The following is a 19,437-nucleotide window of genomic DNA, read 5'->3' as shown; positions in this document are numbered from 1 at the left end:
GCTCGCTTGAACGGGCGATGCGCGTCGTTAGCTTAGCCGGATGGCCTTCGCTCCCTTCGTCCCCCTTCGCGTGCTCTCCGCCTTCTCCATGCTCGAAGGCGCGATCGAGCCCAAGGCGATCGCCAAACTGGCGACCGAGCGCGGCTTTCCCGCGATCGCGATGTGCGACCGCAACGGCCTGTATGGCAGTGTGCCCTTCGCGCAGGCCTGTATCGAAAACGGTGTGCAGCCGATCGTCGGCGCGCTGCTCGGCGTAGCGCGTCCTGACAGCGATCAGATCGATCACCTGCCGCTTTACGTGCAGGACGATGCCGGGTGGCTCAACCTGTGCAGACTGGTCAGCGCGGCACATCTTGAACGTCCATTGGAACAGGTGCCGCACGTCCCGCTTGCTGCTCTGGAAGGGTACACCGACGGGCTGATCGCGTTGACGGGGGCGAGCGAGGGAGCGGTCACCCGTCTGCTGGCGCAGGGGCAGGGCGTTCACGCCGCGCGCTATCTCGACCGGCTCGAGGCGCTGTTTCCGCAGCGGCTCTATATCGAGCTCGCACGGCGCGGCGAGCCGACCGAGGTGGCAGCGGAAGAGGCGCTGCTCGACCTCGCCTATGCGCGCGATCTGCCACTGGTCGCGACCAATCCCGCCAATTTCGCCGAGCCGCATTTCTACAAGGCGCACGATGCGATGCTGTGCATCGCGAACAGCCGCAAATTGTGGGAGGAGGATCGTCCGCGCTCGGCCAAGGCGGCCTACGTCAAATCCGCGCCGATGATGCAGGAGCTGTTCGCAGACCTGCCCGAAGCTCTGGCCAATACACTTACCATCGCGCAGCGGTGCGCCTTCGCCCCGCCGCAGCGGGCGCCGATCCTGCCCAGCCTTGCAGGCGATCTGGAGGGCGAGGCGAAGATGCTGGCCGAGGATGCGCGGCGGGGCCTCGATGCACGCCTGGCGATCTATGAAGACCTATCCGACGAGGAACGGCAGACCTATTACGAGCGGCTCGATTACGAAGTCGGGATCATCCACAACATGGGTTTCCCCGGCTACTTCCTGATCGTTGCCGACTTCATCAAATGGGCGAAGGACCACAACATCCCCGTGGGTCCGGGGCGCGGCTCGGGCGCGGGCAGCCTGGTCGCGTGGTCGCTGACCATCACCGATCTCGATCCGATCCGGCTGGGCCTGCTGTTCGAACGCTTCCTCAACCCGGAACGCGTGTCGATGCCCGACTTCGACATCGACTTCTGCGAAACCCGGCGTGGCGAGGTGATCCGCTACGTTCAGGAGAAATACGGGGCGGACAAGGTCGCCCAGATCATCACCTTCGGCAAGATGAAGGCGCGAGCGGTGCTGCGCGATTGCGGGCGCATCCTCGATATGAGCTACGGCCAGGTCGACCGGCTGTGCAAGATGGTGCCCAACCACCCGACCGATCCGTGGAGCCTGCCCCGCGCGCTCAACGGTGCGGCGGAGTTCAAGGGCGAATACGACAACGACAACGAAGTCCGCACGCTGGTCGATCTGGCGATGCAGCTGGAAGGCCTGCCGCGCAATTCCTCCACCCACGCCGCCGGCGTGGTGATCGGCGACCGTCCGCTGGCCGAGCTGGTGCCGCTGTACCGCGATCCCCGGTCGGACATGCCGGTGACCCAGTTCGACATGAAGGTGGTCGAGGGGGCGGGGCTGGTGAAGTTCGACTTCCTCGGCCTCAAGACCCTGTCGGTGCTGCAAAAGGCGGTCGATCTGCTGAAACGGCGCGGGATCGAGTGCGATCTGGGCACTGTCTGGTGGGACGATAAGGCGGTTTACGACCTGATGCAGCGCGGCGACACGGTCGGCGTGTTCCAGCTGGAATCCGAAGGCATGCGCCGCACGCTGACCGCGGTGAAGCCGACCAAGTTCGAGGATATCATCGCGCTGGTCTCGCTCTACCGGCCGGGCCCGATGGACAACATCCCGCTGTTCGGCAAGCGCAAGGCGGGGGTCGAGCCGATCGAGTACCCGCACGCCAAGCTCGAAGGGATCCTGAAGGAAACCTACGGGATCTTCGTCTATCAGGAACAGGTGATGCAGGCCGCGCAGATCCTCGCGGGCTATTCGCTCGGCGACGCGGACCTTTTGCGCCGCGCGATGGGCAAGAAGAACCAGGCCGAGATGGACAAGCAGCGCCAGCGGTTCATCGACGGGTGCAAGAAGGTCTCCGACATCGAGGCGAACGAAGCCTCCGCCCTGTTCGACTTGATCGACAAGTTCGCAGGCTACGGCTTCAACAAGTCGCACGCCGCCGCCTACGCGCTGCTCGCTTACCAGACTGCTTGGCTCAAGGCGCATTACCCCGAGGAATTCTACGCTGCGGCGATGTGCTTCGACATGGACCAGTCGGAGAAGCTGGCGGTGTTCGTGGACGATGCGCGGCGCAACGGGATCGAGGTGGCTGCGCCCGACCTCAACCGCTCCGAAGCCGAATTCTCGGTCGAACGGACCGATGATGGCTACGCCGTGCGCTATGGCCTCGCCGGGCTGCGCAATGTCGGCGAGAAGGCGATGGATGCGATCGTGGCCGAGCGTGAGGCCCATGGCTGGTTCGAAAGCCTCGACGATTTCTTCTCTCGCCTGCCCAAGGGGGCGATGAACTCGCGCCAGCTGGAGGCGCTGATCGCGGCGGGGGCGTTCGATCATCTGGAACCCAATCGCGGTCAGCTGACCGCCAATGTCGACCTGCTGCTGGCGGTCGCCGATGCTGCAATCCGCGAGCGTTCGAGCGGTCAGGAAGGGCTGTTCGGCAACGAGGACAGCGCCAACCAGGGCCTGCGGATGAAGGACGCGGAGGACTGGTCCCGTGCAGAGCGCATGGCCAAGGAGCGCGAGACCTTCGGGTTCTACTTCTCCGCCCACCCGATCGAGCAATTCCGCGACGTTGCCAGTGCCAATGGTGCGCGCAGCTATTCATCGCTGATGACCGGTGGGCCTGCGGGCGAAGCGCGTGGTCGTGCGGTGATCGCGGCGATGGTCGAGGGCGCGAAGCGGGGGCAGACGCGGCGGGGCAAGGACTTCATCCGCGCCGATTTCTCCGATTCCACTGGCCAGTTCAGCGCTGCCTGCTTCGAGGAAGGATTGGTCCCACAGTTTACCAAGTGGGCCCAGGAAAGCACCTGCGTGCTGCTGACCGTCGAACTCGACAGCCCCTCTCCGGACGAACCGCCGCGTGTCACCATTCGCGGTGCCCGTCCGCTGGCCGAGGTCGCGGGCGGCCAGCGGATGCTGCTGACGCTGGAGGTGTCGAGCGAGGCGGCGCTGGGTGAGCTGGCGCTCTCGCTCCAGCCCGGGCCGCCCGGGCATGGCGAGGTGCAGATCGCGCTCGACCTGGGTCAGGGGGAGCGTCCGGTGATGCGGCTGGGGCACGATTACAAGGTCGACGGCAAGCTCGCCGATGCGCTGGAGCGGATCGAGGGTATCTCGAACATCACTCTCGTCCCCAAGACGGGCCCCAAACTGCACCGCGCTGCTTGATTTTTCGTGCCTGCGCTCTTGCGGGCGGGCGCGGCCTTGCGCATTCTCTCCTGCAAAACAGGGCATGAGAGGACAATAAGATGCTGGGCAAGATGCAAGACTGGGACCTGCTGGTCACCAACGTGATCGACCACGCGGCGCGCGAAGCACCTACCCGCGAGATTGTGACGCATTGGGCCGATGGCAGCGAGACCCGCACCGACTGGACGGGTATCCGCCGCGATGCGCTCAAGATGGCGCAGGCGCTGGAAGCGCTCGGCATCAAGAAGGGTGACCGGGTCGCCAGCCTCGCGATGAACCATGCGCGCCACCTGGTCAGCTGGTACGGCGTCGCCGGGATGGGCGGGGTGCTGCACACCATCAATCCGCGGCTGTTCGAGGATCAGCTGGAATACATCGCCAACCATGCCGAAGACCGCGTGCTGCTCTACGACGCGGCTTTTCAGCCGATCGTCGACAAGATGCGCTCCAAGTGGACCAGTATCGAGCATTACATCTGCTACGATCCGCCCGAAGGCTCCGATGCGCTCGGTTTCGAGGAGTGGATCGGCGCGCAGGATGGCGACTACCATTGGGCGACGATCGACGAGCGCGATCCGTGCATGCTCTGTTACACCAGCGGGACCACCGGCAATCCCAAGGGCGTGCTGTACGAGCATCGCTCCACCGTGCTGCACGCGCTCGCCGCGATCCAGCCTGCCGCATTTGCCTTCGATGCCTCCTCGGTCATGCTGCCAGTGGTGCCGATGTTCCATGCGGCGAGCTGGGGCCTGCCGTTTGCGGGCGCGATGGCTGGGATCAAGTTCGTCTTCTCCGCAGTGAACGAGCCGGCGGTGCTGTGCGACCTGATGGAGCGCGAGAACGTGACCGACAGCGCGGGCGTGCCGACCGTGTGGCTCGCAACCTTCCAATATTGTGATGCCAACGACAGGCCGCTGCCCAAGCTGCGCGCGGCGACCATCGGCGGGTCGGCTGCGCCCAAGTTCATGATCCGGCGCCTGATGGAGGCGGGGATTCGCGTCCAGCACGCCTGGGGGATGACCGAAACCTCTCCGCTGGGCACGGTCGGCGGGCCGACTTGGGACTGGGACCAGCTTACGCTCGACCAGAAGGTCGACAAGGCGGCGATGCAGGGCCGCCCGGTCTTCGGCGTGGAACTGCGCACGGTCGATCTCGACGATCCGAGCAAGGTCCTGCCGCGCGATGGCGAAGCTTCGGGCGCGCTTCAGATCCGCGGCCCGTGGGTGATCCGCCGCTACTTCAAGGCGGACGAGGACGCGCTGACGCCAGACGGCTGGTTCGACACCGGCGACGTCGCGATCTTGCACCCCGATGGCACGATGCAGATAACCGACCGGACCAAGGACGTGATCAAGTCGGGTGGCGAGTGGATCAGCTCGGTCGAGCTGGAGAACGCCGCCGCTGGCCATCCTGCCATCGCCGAAGCCGCCGCGATCGGCATGTACCATCCCAAGTGGGACGAGCGCCCGGTGCTGTTCTGCATCCGCAAGGAAGGCCAGCAGGTCACGGGTGAGGAGCTGATCGACTTCCTCAAGGATCACGTCGCCAAATGGTGGCTGCCCGATGCGGTCGAGTTCGTCGACGACATCCCGCACACCGCCACCGGCAAGATCAGCAAGAAGGACCTGCGCGACCGCTTCGCCGACTACCAGCTGCCCGAAGCGAAGGCTGCGGCCGCTCCCGAATCCGGAGCGGCCGAGCCTGCGATGGCCGATGCCAGCCCGAGCCCGGCGACCGAGGTCCAGAACGGCGATGTGCCAGACGGTGGCGATAGCCAGAAGCGCGGCATCTTCTCGCGCATGCTGGGCAAGGACTAGGCGCGCATGTCGATCAGGACCGGATTTGCGATCATGATCGGGCTGGGCCTCGCGATGGTCGCGTTTCTGGTCCTGGCGCTCGCTCTGCGGGCCGCGCGCGGGGAGGAGTTCCTCACCCCGCAGGCGATGACGCTGATCGGCGTCGGCTGCCTGCTGGTGGTCGCGCGGCCATCATGGGCGATCGCCAAGCGGATCGTCCCCGACAAGGAGTAGCGCGTGACCCCCTATATCGACCCGAGCCGGGAGACTTTCGAGGCGTTCAAGGCGCTTCCGCGCGATACGCCGATCCAGATGCTCAATCTGCTGCTCTATCGCGACCAGGCGGAGTATCCCGAAGGGCACGAGCATGCGGGCAAGGGGTGGAGCGGTCGCCGTGCCTACGAGGAATACGGCCACACCAGCGGGCCGATCTTCGCCCGCGTGGGCGGCTCCATCGTGTGGCGCGGAACCTTCGAGACGATGGTGACCGGTCCCGCCGAACGGCGCTGGCACGACGGCTTCGTCGCGCACTACCCCAATGCGGGCGCCTTCTTCGAGATGATCAAGGACCCGGACTATCAGCAGGCCGTGGTCAACCGCACCGCCGCGCTGCTCGACAGCCGGCTGATGCGGTTCGCACCCGGCGAAGGTGGCGATACCTTCGGCTGAGGGCCTGACACACCTGACACACAGTCCAGGGCTTGAAACTTACCCGATCAGCGAAACGTCACTGATCGAGTGATGCGATTGGTGGCGCGGGCCGCATGTCGACAATGGCAAAGAGCTGCCCGCCTTCTAGTCCCGCGCGCGCCTGTAGGACAGCGCCCTGTATCGCTTGGAGCGCCCGAAAGCACCAGCGGCGGCGCGATCTCACTCGCCGTAGACGTAGTCCGGAAGTTTCGCCGCGCTCCGCGAGAAGAGGGCGAGCTGCCGCTTGTAGTTCGCCATGGTGATCCCGCCATCGGCGATGATGTACATGCGCAGGGTGATCTGCCCGTCCGAGTCGAGATAGGCCCGGCCGAAATTCTGCCGATAATTATATTCGTTGATCGCCTCGCGGACCTTGGCGGGCGTGGCGTCGTCCGGCGTCTCGTAGGTCACGAGGATAGACGTGCCCAGGCAATTGCGCGAGGTCTGCTGATCCTCACACGCCATCAGCAGCGCATCTCCCATCAGGCCATTGTCGAAAGTGACCGAGATATTGGGCTTTCCAGACTGCTCTTCGGTCTCTGCATCGATGCCCGACAGCGCCGAGAGCAGCGCGCTGCGGGTGAACTGCGTCATTGGCCGATCGGACGAGTTTGCCTGCGCATTCGCGCCGGAAACCATCCCGCAGGCCAGCACTGCGCCAAGAACGAAAGCCTTCATCGAAATTCCCCCCATTCGGTCCAGAACTTGTTGCGACCCTATCGCGCAAGCGACGATGTGCAAGGCTGGGCTGCTTGCTGCCTAGGCGGGCATGGTGCCGGGGCGCAGATAGCCGAACATGTGCGCCACATAGTCGGTCTTGCCCAGATCGACGCCCTTGCTGCGCAGGATCGCATAGGCGGCCATCAGGTGAAAATAGAACTGCGCCAGCGCCCAGTCGCGCGCATACTGGTCCACCGTCAGATCGAAGATCATGCCTGTGGGCAATGCATGCGCGATCATCCGGTCTGCATCTGTCTGTTCTGCGCCTTCCGCGAGCGAGCGGACCATCGCGATGGTCTGTTGCAGCCGCGCCTGCGCATCGCCGAGCGAACCGGGCGCTTCGCCCGCATTGCGCCCTTCGTCGAGCAGTTCGTCGATCACCGGCGGGAAGGGTTCGTCACGCAGGCGGTGCATGCCTTCGATCGCCTGCACACAAGCGAAGCGGATCTGGGTCGCAAGCGGAAACATGTCCGGTGCCAGCCGCGCGGACAGCAGCGCCTCGGCATCGGATGCTCCAAGCTGCGCCGATGCCTTGTCGAGCCACTGCGACAGCGCGCCGAGCATCTGGATATAGGTCGGGGCGAGCAGCTCGGTCGGGGTCATCGATGGGAAGTCCTGTCTGGTGAGGGGCGACCAGTAGGCCACCGGCCTTCCAATCTACAACAGGCGGAGCTGCCCGCCGGTGGTCGGCGCGCGGAACTGCGCGCAGTCGAGCGCGAACTTTGCCTTGCCGTCGCCGATCCCCGCGCGCCTGCATGCGACGCGGAAGCGGGCGCGGAAGAGGTCGGCCCACACGCCTTGCGGTTTCAATCGGCTGAAGAAATCGGGGTCGTTGTCTCGCCCGTTGCGGATCGAACGCACGATTCCCATCACCTTGTCCTTGCGGTCCGGAAAATGCGTTTCCAGCCATTCGCGGAACAGCGGAGCGACCTCGTGCGGCAGGCGCAGCGGGATCCACCCGGCGGAGGTGACGCCCAATTCTGCCGCGCGCGCGACGATGCCTTCCATCGCGTCATCGGTGATCGCGGGGATGACCGGCGCGATCGAGCAATGGGTCGGCACCCCGGCCTCGGTCAGACTGCCCAGCGCCGCGAGCCGTTTGGTTGGGGAGGGCGCGCGCGGTTCGACCAGACGCGACAGGGCCGGGTCGAGCGAGGTGACCGAAATCGCCACTGCGATCAGGTCTTTACGGGCCATCTCTTCGAGAATGTCGAGGTCGGCAAGCACCCGGTCGGACTTGGTGGTGATGGTCACCGGATGGCGCGCATCGAGGCACACCTCCAGCATCGCGCGGGTGATGCGATACCGTCCTTCGATCGGCTGGTAAGGATCGGTGTTGGTCCCCATTGCGATCGGGCGCGGCTTGTAGCCTGGCTTGGCCAGCGTTTCGGCAAGCAGCTTCGCCGCGTCGGGCTTGGCGAACAGCTTGCTTTCGAAATCGAGGCCGGGGGAGAGGTCGAGATAGGCATGGGTCGGCCGCGCGAAGCAGTAGATGCAGCCATGCTCGCACCCCCGGTAGGCGTTGACCGAACGATCGAAGCCGATGTCCGGCGACTGGTTGAACGAGAGGATCGAGCGCGGATGCTCGATCGTCACCTCGGTGCGCAGTTTCGGCGCAGGGCCGTCGAGCGTTTCGGCCACATCGCGCCAGTCGCCATCCGCCTCCCGCGTGGCGAGGCCGAAGCGGGTGGATACGTCGCCGCTCTGTGCTCCTCTGCCTTTGACCTGTTCCATGGGGTGGAACATACAGGGAACATAGAGGCGAGTCGATCCGGATTTTCAGCCGTGTCCGCAATCGCCGGGGCGATCCTCACCTCTCAGAGCCTGTCTTCAAAAGTAGTTGGGAGATATCAGCTGGTTGCGCTTGACGCGCTGGTGCATCGCTGATTCCGGGGTTTCGCCAGAAACGACCGAGGAATAAGCGATGTGGACCGATACCTCCCGGCAGCAGCATAGCCGCCCGGGTCTACGTTATCCAAGCGATTTGCGCGATGCCGAGTGGGCCTTGATCGAGCCTCTGTTGCCGCCCGCGAAACCTGGCGGCAGGCCGCGCTGCGCCGACCTGCGCGAGGTGATGAACGCGATCCTCTATCTGGCAACAAGCGGTTGCCAATGGCGGATGCTGCCCAAGGATTTCCCTCCGCTCTCGACGGTTCAACGCTATTTCTATGCCTGGCGCGACAGCGGCCTATGGCAGACGATCAATCACCTGCTGGTGATGGCTGCGCGCCAGATCGAAGGGCGCGAGGCCAGCCCCAGCGCCGGGGTGATCGATAGCCAGAGCGTCAAGACCACCGAGAGTGGCGGCCCACGGGGCTACGATGCGGGCAAGAAGATCATGGGACGCAAGCGTCACATCATCACCGATACGCTCGGACTGATGTTGTTCGTCACCATCCACGCTGCCAGCATTCAGGATCGCGACGGGGCGGTCGATCTCATCAAGGCAATCCGCTACCGCTTCCCGTGGCTGCGCCACCTCTTCGCCGATGGGGGCTACGCAGGCGACAAGCTCATCGGCGCGCTTCAAGGGCATGGGCAATGGACGCTCGAGATCGTGCGCCGCTGCGACACCGCCAGGGGCTTTGTTCTGCTCCCGCGCCGCTGGGTGGTCGAGCGCACCTTCGCCTGGCTCGGCAGATGTCGACGGCTCGCAAAGGACTGGGAAAGAACTATCGAAAGTTCCACCGCATGGACTACCATCGCCCACATCCGCCGCCTCACCCGCCTCATCGCAAGCCACTGCCAGATCGCATAAACTTCTGAGTCAGGCTCTCAGGCTTTCGCGCGAGTGGGTTCAATGTCCCGACGTGTGGTCGAAATGAGACCTTAGAATCTAGGTACAGCTTGGCTCTGCAAAGGTGACGCTAGTAGTCCACCCTCTGGCGCTTGCATTGAAAGTGGCGTCCATCACAGCCTTATATGTCACGCTCATTCGGGCACGAAAGATGAGCGTTCGCTTACCGTCGAGCACATTATCCGAAACCAACGTCCAAGCTCCGTATCCGCTTTGAAGGTCACCTACGAAGGCCGAATATTCGTCCTCGTCGGCGCTAGCGTTCACGGTCAGCAGAACGTCCTGCGCGGGCGCTTCACAATTGACGGGTGGCGGGGGTAGCGCATCCACTGGTAATCTCCCGAAGTCTGCAGTCTGTGACAGGAACTTCTACCAATTAACTTGCGACCGCAATGGGGTCGTTACCGGAATGAAGTCTCTGGGGTTGGCGAACAAGGAATCCGACTTTCTAAATACTCGCAATATCTCATTTTCGCGGCCAATTCAGCCCAGCGCCACCTGCAGCACTGCCGCGCCCAGCCATAGCGCGAGCAGGATGACCGATTCCCAGCCGATCCCGCCGGGCCCCTGCTTCTCGCGCCGCAGCAGGCCGAGCAGCAGTACACCGGTCATCAGGCAGACCAGCGCCATCCAGAATAGCGTGCGCTCTCCGATCGCGTGGTAGATCGAGCCGTCGCGGTAGGCGATGTCGCTGGCGGAGACGAACAGCGCGTCGAACATGTTGCCGCCGATGATCCCGCCGATCGCCAGTTGCAGCGCGCCGCGCCGCACCGCCGCGATGGTGGTCACCAGCTCAGGCAGAGAGGTGACGATCGCGGTGCCCAGCGCACCGACCACGCCTTGCGAAATGCCCAGCTCGCCGCTCAGCGCCAGGCCGCTTTCGCCGACCACCCAGCCGCAGGCGCCGACGATCAGCACCAGCCCGGCAAACAGGCTCGCGAGCAGCGGGGTGGAGCGCGGGTCGCTCTCGATATCGTCGGCCTCGACGCGCAGGCCCGGCGTTTCCTTGGGCTGCCACATCGGCTCCTGCCGGATCGAATGCGCGTTGTGCAGACCGATCAGATAGACCGCGATCATGATCGGGCTAACCGGATGGACGCCGAAAAACGCGATCTGCGGCGCAGCATATGCCATGATCGGCATGACCGAGAGGATGATGAGCACGGTCGCCTGGCCAAGGTTCACCGTGCTTGCGCCCGCGTGCTCCAGGTTGACCTTGCGGTAGAAGATGTCCGCCAGCGCGAGGAACATCGTCTGCGCCGCGATCCCGCCCATGGCGTTGGACACCGCAAGCTCCGGCGCGCCGCTGGCGGCGGTGGTGATCGAAGTGACGATGCCCGAAATGCTCGTACCCGCGCCCAGCAGGACCGCGCCGATCAGCGCTTCGCCGAGGCCCGTTCGGTCGGCCAGCACGTCCGCGATGGCGGCCATCTTGCTGCCGAAGTAGGCGATCAGCAGCGCGCTCGCGATGAACAGTGCAGCCAGCCAGGGCAGGGGGAGGGACTGGATATCGGGCATGGGGCTTGCTGGAAGAGCGGCCCCGCGTCCCTATCGTTCCAACGTTACCGTTCGAGCAGGCGGGGCATCAGCTCGACGAAGTTGCAGGGCCGGTGGCGGCTGTCGAGTTGATCCTTGAGGATCTTGTCCCACCCGTCCTTCACCGCGCCGTTCGATCCGGGCAGGGCGAAGACGAAGGTATCGCCCGCCAGCACCGCGCAGGCGCGGCTCTGCACGGTCGAGGTGCCGATGCTCTGGTAGCTGATCCAGCGGAACAGCTCGCCGAAGCCGGGAATGTCCTTGTCCTTCACCCGGTCGAGCGCTTCGGGGGTCACGTCGCGCCCGGTCAGCCCGGTGCCGCCGGTGGTGATCACCGCGTCGACATCCTTGCTCGCGATGAAGCGGCGCAGCACGTCGTAGATCTCGGCGGCATCGTCGGGGCAGATGGTGCGTTCGACGAGGGTGTGCCCGGCCTCGCGCACCCGCGCTTCCAGCAGGTCGCCGGAAGTGTCGGTCGACGGATCGCGCGTGTCCGATACGGTGACCAGCGCGATCCCGATCGGCCGGAAGGTGCGGGCTTCATCGATCGCCATTAGCGCTGCCTCTACCGGCGCGTAAAACGCTGCGTCGGTTGCCCCGCCTCGGGGAAGGCGGGCCAGCGATTCATCGCCAGCGCCTGCCTGCTGGGCGAGGGCGCGGCGGCCTGCCGCTCGTACATCCAGTAATTGCGGGTGACGATCGCGACATAGCCGCGCGTTTCCCAATAGGGGATCGATTCCATGTAGAGCAGCGGATCGCCCTGGTCGTTGACCTCGGTGTTCCAGCGACCCACCGGGGTCAGGCCGGCGTTATAGGCGGCCATGATCTTGGGCAGCTTGCCTTGCGTCGCGGGATGATCGCGCAGCATCTGCAGGTGCCGCTGGCCGAAGGCGAGGTTGACGCTCGGCTGGTTGAGCGAGCGGGGATTGCCGCTGACGCCCAGCGATCCGGCGTGGTCCTGCGCGGCGGCGGGCATGATCTGCATCAGCCCGCGCGCACCTGCGGGGCTGACCACCGCGGCGCGGAAGTTCGATTCCTGCAAGGCGTGGGCATAGGCGAGTGCGGGGTCGACCTGCCATCCGGTCACCGGCTCCCACCGAGCGACGGGGAAGCGAAGCGCCGGGTCGGGCGTGCCGCCACGCGGGGCGTTGTGCGCCATCCACAGCTGGGTCGAAGGCAGGCCAAGCTCCCGCGCGAGGCGCGAGAGCGCGGTAAACTCGGACGGGTCGCCGATTCGTGCCTGGTGGCGCAGGACTTCGTCGGCCAGCTCGTCATGGCCCAGCTCGGCCAGAGCGACTGCGACGCGGACGTTCTCCTCGCGGCTCAGCTGCTGCCAGTCGGCGGGGCTGAGATCGGGCGTTTCGCCTGCACGCGGCAGGTGCTGGCCCAGCTGCTCGCGGGCGAGCATGCCATACAGCGTCTCGTCCATCATCGCCGCGCCGCGCAGCTTTTCCGCCGCCTTTTCCGGCTGGCGGCAACGGATGTAGGACCGGCTGGCCCAGTAATAGGCGGCCGCGGAGAGTTCGGGGTTGATCGCGGTCGCCGCCGCGCGGTCGAAACCGTCGGCGGCGGTCGCGCAGTCGCCCATCCGCCAGGCTGAGATGCCGACCACCCAGTCGCCTTCGGGCACCCACGGTCCGCTGCCATCGCGCACCGTGCGCGCCATCGCGAGCGCGGCGGCATCGTTGTTCTCGATGTAATAGCTCCACGCGACGCGGCGGCGCCATTCGGCCCGTGCTTCGCTGCTGAGCCCGGCATCCACCCCGTCGAGCAGCAGGCGCGCGCCATCGGGATCGTCATTGCTGATCTTGTCGAGAATCGCCGCCTTGATGTCGCCCGGCATGGTGCCGTCATTGGTATCGCGCGGCAGGATCCGCTTGCTGGCATAGCCCTGCGGCAGGAAGCTCTGTTCGGGCGGCAGGTAGGGCGCGCTCATCAACCCGCGCTTGGAGGCGAGATCGGTGATCTGCTGCGCCTGCGGCAGGCGGCTGCCCTTCGCGAGCCATTCTTGCAGCGCGGGCAGTTCGATCCGCGGGCTGTTCGCGTCTAGATAATACTCGGCCTGCGCAATCAGCTTGAGCGGTTCGTCGCCCCGCTGCGCGAGCAGGCTTTCGACCTCGCTCCAGTTGCCATTATCCAGCGCGGCGAACACGCGGGTGTAGAATTGCCGGTCGGCTTCGCTGAGCACTTGGGGGATGTTGGGGTTGGCCGCGCGTTCGCGGAAATACTCCGCCGCACTCTGCGACTGGGCCATCGCGGGCGTGGCCACGGGCAGCGCGGCCAGCGTGGCGGCGAGGGGGAGGAGAATGCGTTTCATCGTCGGTTGTCTCATTGGGCGGGGTCGCTCCGGTTGAGCCATCGGGTCCATGTCTGTGCGCGCTTTGCCGGGCTGCGGAGCAGGCTCGCGAAATCCGGCATCGCGAAGACAGGCGCTTTACCACCGCCATGCGAAATTGTGGTTAACGCTTTGTCTTCCTGCGCCATCTCGTGCGCAAGAAGCGACCAGACGCGTTCGCCCAGCACGATCACCTGCGCCGGGCGCACCAGCGCGACGTGGTGCTGCGCCAGCTTGCCATAGCCTGCGCGCCCGACCGCATCCCATTCGGGCCGCAGGGTGTGGCGCGGCAGCACGCTGGCGAAATAGGCCGCATCGCTGGCATAGCCCATCGCGCGCAGCATGTTCGCGGCGAGGATGGCGGCAGGTTCGCCCAGCAGATCCTCGCCCGCAGGCTGGTCGACCAGCAGCATGACCTGCGCCTGCGCGGGGCCGCGCGGGGCCACGCGGGGGTAGGAGCCGGGCGGGTCGAGCGCGTCGCTCTCCATCCACCACGCGCGGAATGCGTCGAGATCGTCGGGCCACTGCGCCGGATCGCCAGGGTGCGCAGCGCCGTCGCTGCCGCTGGCGATGAAGCGGCTCAGCGCCGTGCGGTTGGGCGGTGGCGGCGGAGGTGGCGGCGGCGCAGAGGGCGCATCCGTCGCCCGATCGCTCTGCGCAGCCTGCGCATCCCCCTTGCCTTCGGCCTCTTTCAACCATCCGGACGGCGCATCCTCGACATGCTCCAGCACCCCGGCATCGGCCCACCAGTCGAGGCTGGCGGCGAATGCTTCGCGCAAATTTTCGGGGTGGAAGGAATGGTCGGCCATTTCGCACAGGGTCTTGACCTGTGGCGCGCAGGCAATCAAGCCGGAAGCAACGCTAATTCGGCCCGAAAAGAGCTTCGAGGATATTATGATCGAACGTGAATCCATGCCGTGCGACGTGCTGGTGGTTGGCGGAGGCCCCGCCGGGCTTGCCGCAGCCATCCGCCTGAAGCAGATCAATGAAGAGCTTGAAGTCGTCGTCCTCGAAAAAGGGTCGGAGATCGGCGCGCATATTCTTTCGGGCGTTGTCCACGACCCGAAGGCGCTGAACGAGCTGTTCCCCGACTGGCAGGACATGGACTGCCCGATCGGCGAAGTCCCGGTGACCGACAACTGGCACTGGGTGCTGCGCAAGAACGGCAAGTTCCCCATGCCGCACCTCTTCATGCCCCCGCTGATGAGCAACAAGGGCAACTACACCGGCAGCCTCGCCAACCTGACCCGCTGGCTGGGCGAGCAGGCCGAAGGCCTCGGCGTCATGGTTTTCCCCGGATTCCCCGCAGCCGAAGTGATCTACGGCGATGACGGCGCGGTCGCGGGCGTCATCACGCAGGACATGGGCATCGCGGCGGATGGGTCGCAAAAGCCCGATTTCCAGCCCGGCATGGAAATCCACGCCAAGTACACGCTGTTTGCAGAGGGTGCGCGCGGCAGCCTGACCAAGCAGCTCAAGGCGAAGTTCGACCTTGAGAAGGATTGCCAGCCGCAGACCTATGGCTTGGGCATCAAGGAATTGTGGGAAATCGATCCCAAGAAGCACGTGCCGGGCCGGGTGATCCACACGCAGGGCTGGCCGCTCGACAACGATAGCTGGGGCGGCGGTTTCCTCTACCACATCGGCGACAATCAGGTTGCGCTCGGCTTCGTGACCGCGCTCGATTACGCCAACCCGTATCTGTCGCCCTATCAGGAATTCCAGCGCTGGAAGCACCATCCCGATATCCTCGACATTATCGAGGGCGGGAAGCGCGTCGCTTATGGCGCGCGCGTGATCAACGAAGGCGGCTGGCAGAGCGTGCCGCAACTGGCGTTCCCCGGCGGGGCGCTGGTGGGGTGCTCGGCAGGCTTCGTCAACGTGCCCCGGATCAAGGGCAGCCACACCGCGATGAAGAGCGGGATGCTGGCCGCCGAGAGCGTCGCAGCGGCGATCGCTGCGGGCAAGGAACACACCCAGCTGAGCGAATACGACGAAGCCGTGCGCGAAAGCTGGATCGCGACCGAGCTGAAGAAGGTGAAGAACGCGCAGCCCGCGATCGCGAAGCTGGGCGGCGATTTCGGCACCGTGCTGGCGGGCATCGACATGTGGATGCGCACGCTCAAGATCGGCTTGCCGTTCACCCTCAAGCACACGCCGGACTACACGCACACCAAACGCGCCGACCTGTTCGACCCGATCATCTACCCAAAGCCCGACGGCGTGATCAGCTTCGACAAGCTGACCAGCGTTGCCTACAGCTTCACCAACCACGCGGAAGACCAGCCCTGCCACCTGAAGGTGAAGGACATGGAGCTGCAGAAGGAAAGCGAGCTGAAGGAATATGCCGGCCTCTCGCAGCGCTATTGCCCGGCAGGCGTGTACGAATGGGTCGAGGACGAGGATTCCGGGGAGATGAACTTCGTCATCAACTCGCAGAACTGCGTCCACTGCAAGACCTGCGACATCAAGGACCCGAACCAGAACATCGTCTGGACCGTGCCGGAGGGCGGCGGCGGGCCGAATTATCCGAATATGTGAGAGGGGTTAAAGCGACGGTATGATTTCGGCCTCTAGGGTGCCTGTTATGTATCTGGCGGCTCGCTCGATTTCAGGGAAGAGCGTCTTCTCGTTAATTCCTAGTTTGTCGAGGTCATGCCGGATTTGTGCTTTGCTTCCAGCATCGATCAGCAGGTCTTTAATGCCAATCTTGTCGATCGTTCCGCTTTCGATCTCCTCATCTGTTCCAAAGGCGAAGAATGCCCCAGCTTGAGCGAGAATTCTTTTGTTGTTTTGCTTTGGCTTAACTAGCAAGATTTTTTCGATATCAAGTGGTAGTATCTCTCCCAGAAAACCATTCTTTTCTTGTCTTATAAAGTGAAGAAGCCTTTTAATGGGAGTGCTGCTGTTAAATTTTTGGGTGTTTAGTTCGGTGTTAATTTTACATTTGTAGTCATAATTCAATCTTGCTAGATTTGTGATGCAGCTGACCTTATCGCTATCAAAGTAGCAGACTAAGTTCCGGGGGACTGTCAATATTTTGACATGCCCATCCTTTTCAATGGTCTTAGTTGTCCTTTTTCCAGATTTGTAGAATGATTTTCTTTTCTTGACCGCTTCGCAAGCGAAATAAAGTGCGACCAATGGATTGAACGTAACATCGAGAAGGCGGGTTGGTAGAGAGTAGTGCTGCATTCTCACAAGCATTTCCAGCGCGGTGATATCGCCATGGAAGTCTTCTGGATGAGCGGCGACAAGTTCACGCAAGAGAATATGCTCATTTTCTTTGGTGATCGAACTGCGAAAGATGGAGGGGGTGAGCTTATATGCAGTGTCTCCGTGGCCGCGATAACAAATCACCCTGCTGCCTGATGGATTCTCAGAGCCTGTCTTCAAAAGTAGTTGGGAGATATCAGCTGGTTGCGCTTGACGCGCTGGTGCATCGCTGATTCCGGGGTTTCGCCAGAAACGACCGAGGAATAAGCGATGTGGACCGATACCTCCCGGCAGCAGCATAGCCGCCCGGGTCTACGTTATCCAAGCGATTTGCGCGATGCCGAGTGGGCCTTGATCGAGCCTCTGTTGCCGCCCGCGAAACCTGGCGGCAGGCCGCGCTGCGCCGACCTGCGCGAGGTGATGAACGCGATCCTCTATCTGGCAACAAGCGGTTGCCAATGGCGGATGCTGCCCAAGGATTTCCCTCCGCTCTCGACGGTTCAACGCTATTTCTATGCCTGGCGCGACAGCGGCCTATGGCAGACGATCAATCACCTGCTGGTGATGGCTGCGCGCCAGATCGAAGGGCGCGAGGCCAGCCCCAGCGCCGGGGTGATCGATAGCCAGAGCGTCAAGACCACCGAGAGTGGCGGCCCACGGGGCTACGATGCGGGCAAGAAGATCATGGGACGCAAGCGTCACATCATCACCGATACGCTCGGACTGATGTTGTTCGTCACCATCCACGCTGCCAGCATTCAGGATCGCGACGGGGCGGTCGATCTCATCAAGGCAATCCGCTACCGCTTCCCGTGGCTGCGCCACCTCTTCGCCGATGGGGGCTACGCAGGCGACAAGCTCATCGGCGCGCTTCAAGGGCATGGGCAATGGACGCTCGAGATCGTGCGCCGCTGCGACACCGCCAGGGGCTTTGTTCTGCTCCCGCGCCGCTGGGTGGTCGAGCGCACCTTCGCCTGGCTCGGCAGATGTCGACGGCTCGCAAAGGACTGGGAAAGAACTATCGAAAGTTCCACCGCATGGACTACCATCGCCCACATCCGCCGCCTCACCCGCCTCATCGCAAGCCACTGCCAGATCGCATAAACTTCTGAGTCAGGCTCTCAGATAAGATCTTTTCAACAAATTCTGAAACAGAAGATATCGACATAGGTCCTCCAGCAAGGCGATTGATTTTGTAATGTCAGTTGAACACGCCTACGCCAAGCTGAACCTAGCGCTGCATGTCCGCCAGCGGCGCGAGGATGGCTATCACGAGCTCGAAACGCTGTTTGCCTTTTGCGAACATGGCGATGTGCTGAGCGCTGAGCCTGCTGAGCGCGATGACGTGCGCACCCTCGGCGAGTTCGGCGGCAATGTGGGCGATCCGGGCGACAACCTCGTCGCTCGCGCCTTGGCCGCGCTGCCGCATCCCGATGGCCTCTCCATCACGCTTGAAAAGAACCTGCCCGTTGCGGCGGGGCTGGGCGGAGGCTCGGCGGATGCTGGCGCGGTGTTCCGGCTGATCGAGAACGCGCATGGCCTGCCCGGTGACTGGCAGGCTCGCGCGCTGAAGCTCGGCGCGGATGTGCCCGCCTGCGTGCGATCCGAAATGGCGGTCGGACGCGGGGTGGGTGAGGAGCTTGCGCCGCTGGAGAACGATCTCGCTGGCACCCCCGTGCTGCTGGTCAATCCGCGCATCGCGCTTTCGACCGGGCCGGTGTTCGCGGCGTGGGACGGGTTCGATCGCGGTCCGCTGCCGCAGGGCAGTGCCCGCGACATCGCGCTGCAGGGGCGCAACGATCTGGAAGCGCCCGCGATATCGATCTGCCCCGCAATCGATCAGGTGCTGCGCGCGCTGAGCGCGACCTCGCCGCTGCTGGCGCGCATGTCCGGCTCGGGTGCGACCTGCTTTGCGCTGTACGAGGATGCCGAGCTGCGCGACGCGGCGGAGCGCGAGATCGCGTTGCGCCAGCCGGGGTGGTGGAGAATGGCGAGCGTTCTTAGATAGGCGCGCATGAACGATACGCAGACCCCCTTCATCCGCATCGGAACTCCCCAGCGCGGCGGCATCATCGCCGTCGCCGACCACGCGGGCGATGCCGTGCCCGCCGAGATCGAGCTGGGCATCCCGGCAGAGCTGATGGAGCAGCATATCGCGGTCGACATCGGCACCGCGGGAATTGCCGAGCGGCTGGCGCGCAAGCACGGCATCGCGGCGCAGATCGCGCAGGTCAGCCGGCTGGTGATCGACCTGCACCGTAACGAAGGCGACGACGCGCTGGTCGTCACCAGCAGCGACGGGCACACCATCCCCGGCAATATCGGTGCGGATATCGAGAGGCGCACCGCGCTCTATCACCGGCCCTACCACGAAGCCTTCGCGCAGATGGTTGCCGAGGCGCAGCCATCGCTGATCCTCGCCATTCACAGCTTCACCCCGGTAATGGGCTCCACCGGGGAGCAGCGCCCGTGGGATGTCGGCCTGCTGTACAATCAGGACGATTCCGCCGCGCGGATCGCGATCGACGCGTTTGGCGCGATGGGCTTCACCGTGGGCGATAACGAGCCCTATTCGGGCAAGCAGCTCAACGCGACGATGGATCGCCATGCCGAGGCGAACGGCATCCCCTATCTGACCATCGAGGTGAGGCAGGATCTGGTCGCGCGCAAAAGCCATCAGGCGGTGTGGGCGGACCGGATCGCGCAGGTCGCGCAGGAAGTGCTCGCCGCGCTCGCCAGCCGGACGGCAGAGTAAACGCATTGCTTACCAATTGCGGGTAGGAATGGCGCTTCTCCGGGTCGCAGGAGACGATCGAAA

Annotated in this window: 17 protein-coding genes; 9 read left to right on the top strand and 8 right to left on the bottom strand. The window is 64.2% G+C overall.

What is annotated here, in order from left to right; all coding sequences use genetic code 11:
- Positions 1–40: 40 nt before the first annotated feature.
- The 4 genes from dnaE to VO57_011450 all read left to right on the top strand — a co-directional run bounded on the left by dnaE (position 41) and on the right by VO57_011450 (position 5,994).
- Positions 41–3,508: a DNA polymerase III subunit alpha gene (gene dnaE / locus VO57_011465; protein XBL68749.1), complete on the top strand. Its 3,468-nt coding sequence runs from the start codon at positions 41–43 to the stop codon at positions 3,506–3,508.
- 80 nt (positions 3,509–3,588) lie between these two features.
- On the top strand, positions 3,589–5,346 hold the full coding sequence (locus VO57_011460; protein ID XBL68748.1) for a long-chain fatty acid--CoA ligase: 1,758 nt from the start codon (positions 3,589–3,591) through the stop codon (positions 5,344–5,346).
- 6 nt (positions 5,347–5,352) lie between these two features.
- Positions 5,353–5,559, top strand: coding sequence for a hypothetical protein (locus VO57_011455; GenBank protein ID XBL68747.1), 207 nt, complete (start codon positions 5,353–5,355; stop codon positions 5,557–5,559).
- Positions 5,560–5,562: 3 nt separating this feature from the next.
- Positions 5,563–5,994, top strand: coding sequence for a DUF1330 domain-containing protein (locus VO57_011450; GenBank protein XBL68746.1), 432 nt, complete (start codon positions 5,563–5,565; stop codon positions 5,992–5,994).
- Positions 5,995–6,195: 201 nt separating this feature from the next.
- Here VO57_011450 and VO57_011445 read toward each other — a convergent pair whose 3' ends face one another.
- From VO57_011445 to VO57_011435, 3 genes are all read right to left on the bottom strand, one after another.
- Positions 6,196–6,693: a YbjN domain-containing protein gene (locus tag VO57_011445; protein XBL68745.1), complete on the bottom strand. Its 498-nt coding sequence runs from the start codon at positions 6,691–6,693 to the stop codon at positions 6,196–6,198.
- A gap of 81 nt (positions 6,694–6,774) precedes the next feature.
- Positions 6,775–7,338: a DUF1993 domain-containing protein gene (locus VO57_011440; protein ID XBL68744.1), complete on the bottom strand. Its 564-nt coding sequence runs from the start codon at positions 7,336–7,338 to the stop codon at positions 6,775–6,777.
- Between the two features lie 54 nt (positions 7,339–7,392).
- On the bottom strand, positions 7,393–8,469 hold the full coding sequence (locus tag VO57_011435; GenBank protein ID XBL68743.1) for a PA0069 family radical SAM protein: 1,077 nt from the start codon (positions 8,467–8,469) through the stop codon (positions 7,393–7,395).
- Positions 8,470–8,659: 190 nt separating this feature from the next.
- On the opposite strand from VO57_011435, the gene VO57_011430 reads away from it, so the two are divergent.
- Positions 8,660–9,493: an IS5 family transposase gene (locus VO57_011430; protein ID XBL68742.1), complete on the top strand. Its 834-nt coding sequence runs from the start codon at positions 8,660–8,662 to the stop codon at positions 9,491–9,493.
- 522 nt (positions 9,494–10,015) lie between these two features.
- Here the strand turns inward: VO57_011430 and VO57_011425 are convergent.
- Genes VO57_011425 through VO57_011410 form a run of 4 tightly spaced genes read right to left on the bottom strand, consistent with a single transcriptional unit; the run spans position 10,016 to position 14,212 of the window.
- A complete protein-coding gene (locus tag VO57_011425; GenBank protein XBL68741.1) occupies positions 10,016–11,050 on the bottom strand; it encodes a sodium:calcium antiporter in 1,035 nt (344 codons plus the stop codon).
- Positions 11,051–11,094: 44 nt separating this feature from the next.
- Entirely contained in the window at positions 11,095–11,622 is a 528-nt protein-coding gene (gene moaB / locus VO57_011420; GenBank protein XBL68740.1) for a molybdenum cofactor biosynthesis protein B, read from the bottom strand.
- A gap of 11 nt (positions 11,623–11,633) precedes the next feature.
- Positions 11,634–13,385: a lytic transglycosylase domain-containing protein gene (locus tag VO57_011415; protein ID XBL68739.1), complete on the bottom strand. Its 1,752-nt coding sequence runs from the start codon at positions 13,383–13,385 to the stop codon at positions 11,634–11,636.
- A gap of 11 nt (positions 13,386–13,396) precedes the next feature.
- On the bottom strand, positions 13,397–14,212 hold the full coding sequence (locus VO57_011410; GenBank protein ID XBL68738.1) for a hypothetical protein: 816 nt from the start codon (positions 14,210–14,212) through the stop codon (positions 13,397–13,399).
- 85 nt (positions 14,213–14,297) lie between these two features.
- Between VO57_011410 and VO57_011405 the strand changes: the two genes are divergently transcribed.
- Positions 14,298–15,944, top strand: a complete 1,647-nt coding sequence (locus tag VO57_011405) for an electron transfer flavoprotein-ubiquinone oxidoreductase (GenBank protein XBL68737.1) — start codon at positions 14,298–14,300, stop codon at positions 15,942–15,944.
- 6 nt (positions 15,945–15,950) lie between these two features.
- Here VO57_011405 and VO57_011400 read toward each other — a convergent pair whose 3' ends face one another.
- Positions 15,951–16,919 (bottom strand): FRG domain-containing protein, encoded by a 969-nt coding sequence (locus VO57_011400; GenBank protein XBL68736.1) that lies wholly within the window; start codon positions 16,917–16,919, stop codon positions 15,951–15,953.
- On the opposite strand from VO57_011400, the gene VO57_011395 reads away from it, so the two are divergent.
- From VO57_011395 to VO57_011385, 3 genes are all read left to right on the top strand, one after another.
- Positions 16,890–17,723: an IS5 family transposase gene (locus VO57_011395; protein XBL68735.1), complete on the top strand. Its 834-nt coding sequence runs from the start codon at positions 16,890–16,892 to the stop codon at positions 17,721–17,723. The genes VO57_011400 and VO57_011395 overlap by 30 nt on opposite strands.
- 94 nt (positions 17,724–17,817) lie before the next feature.
- Positions 17,818–18,627, top strand: a complete 810-nt coding sequence (locus tag VO57_011390) for a 4-(cytidine 5'-diphospho)-2-C-methyl-D-erythritol kinase (GenBank protein ID XBL68734.1) — start codon at positions 17,818–17,820, stop codon at positions 18,625–18,627.
- Positions 18,628–18,633: 6 nt separating this feature from the next.
- A complete protein-coding gene (locus VO57_011385) occupies positions 18,634–19,374 on the top strand; it encodes an N-formylglutamate amidohydrolase (GenBank protein ID XBL68733.1) in 741 nt (246 codons plus the stop codon).
- Positions 19,375–19,437 lie beyond the last annotated feature (63 nt).

This window comes from Citromicrobium bathyomarinum (assembly GCA_001306305.2).
GTDB lineage: Bacteria > Pseudomonadota > Alphaproteobacteria > Sphingomonadales > Sphingomonadaceae > Alteriqipengyuania > Alteriqipengyuania bathyomarina.
The sequence above is the reverse complement of the archived record's forward strand: the minus strand, read 5'-3'. Positions and strand labels throughout refer to the sequence as shown.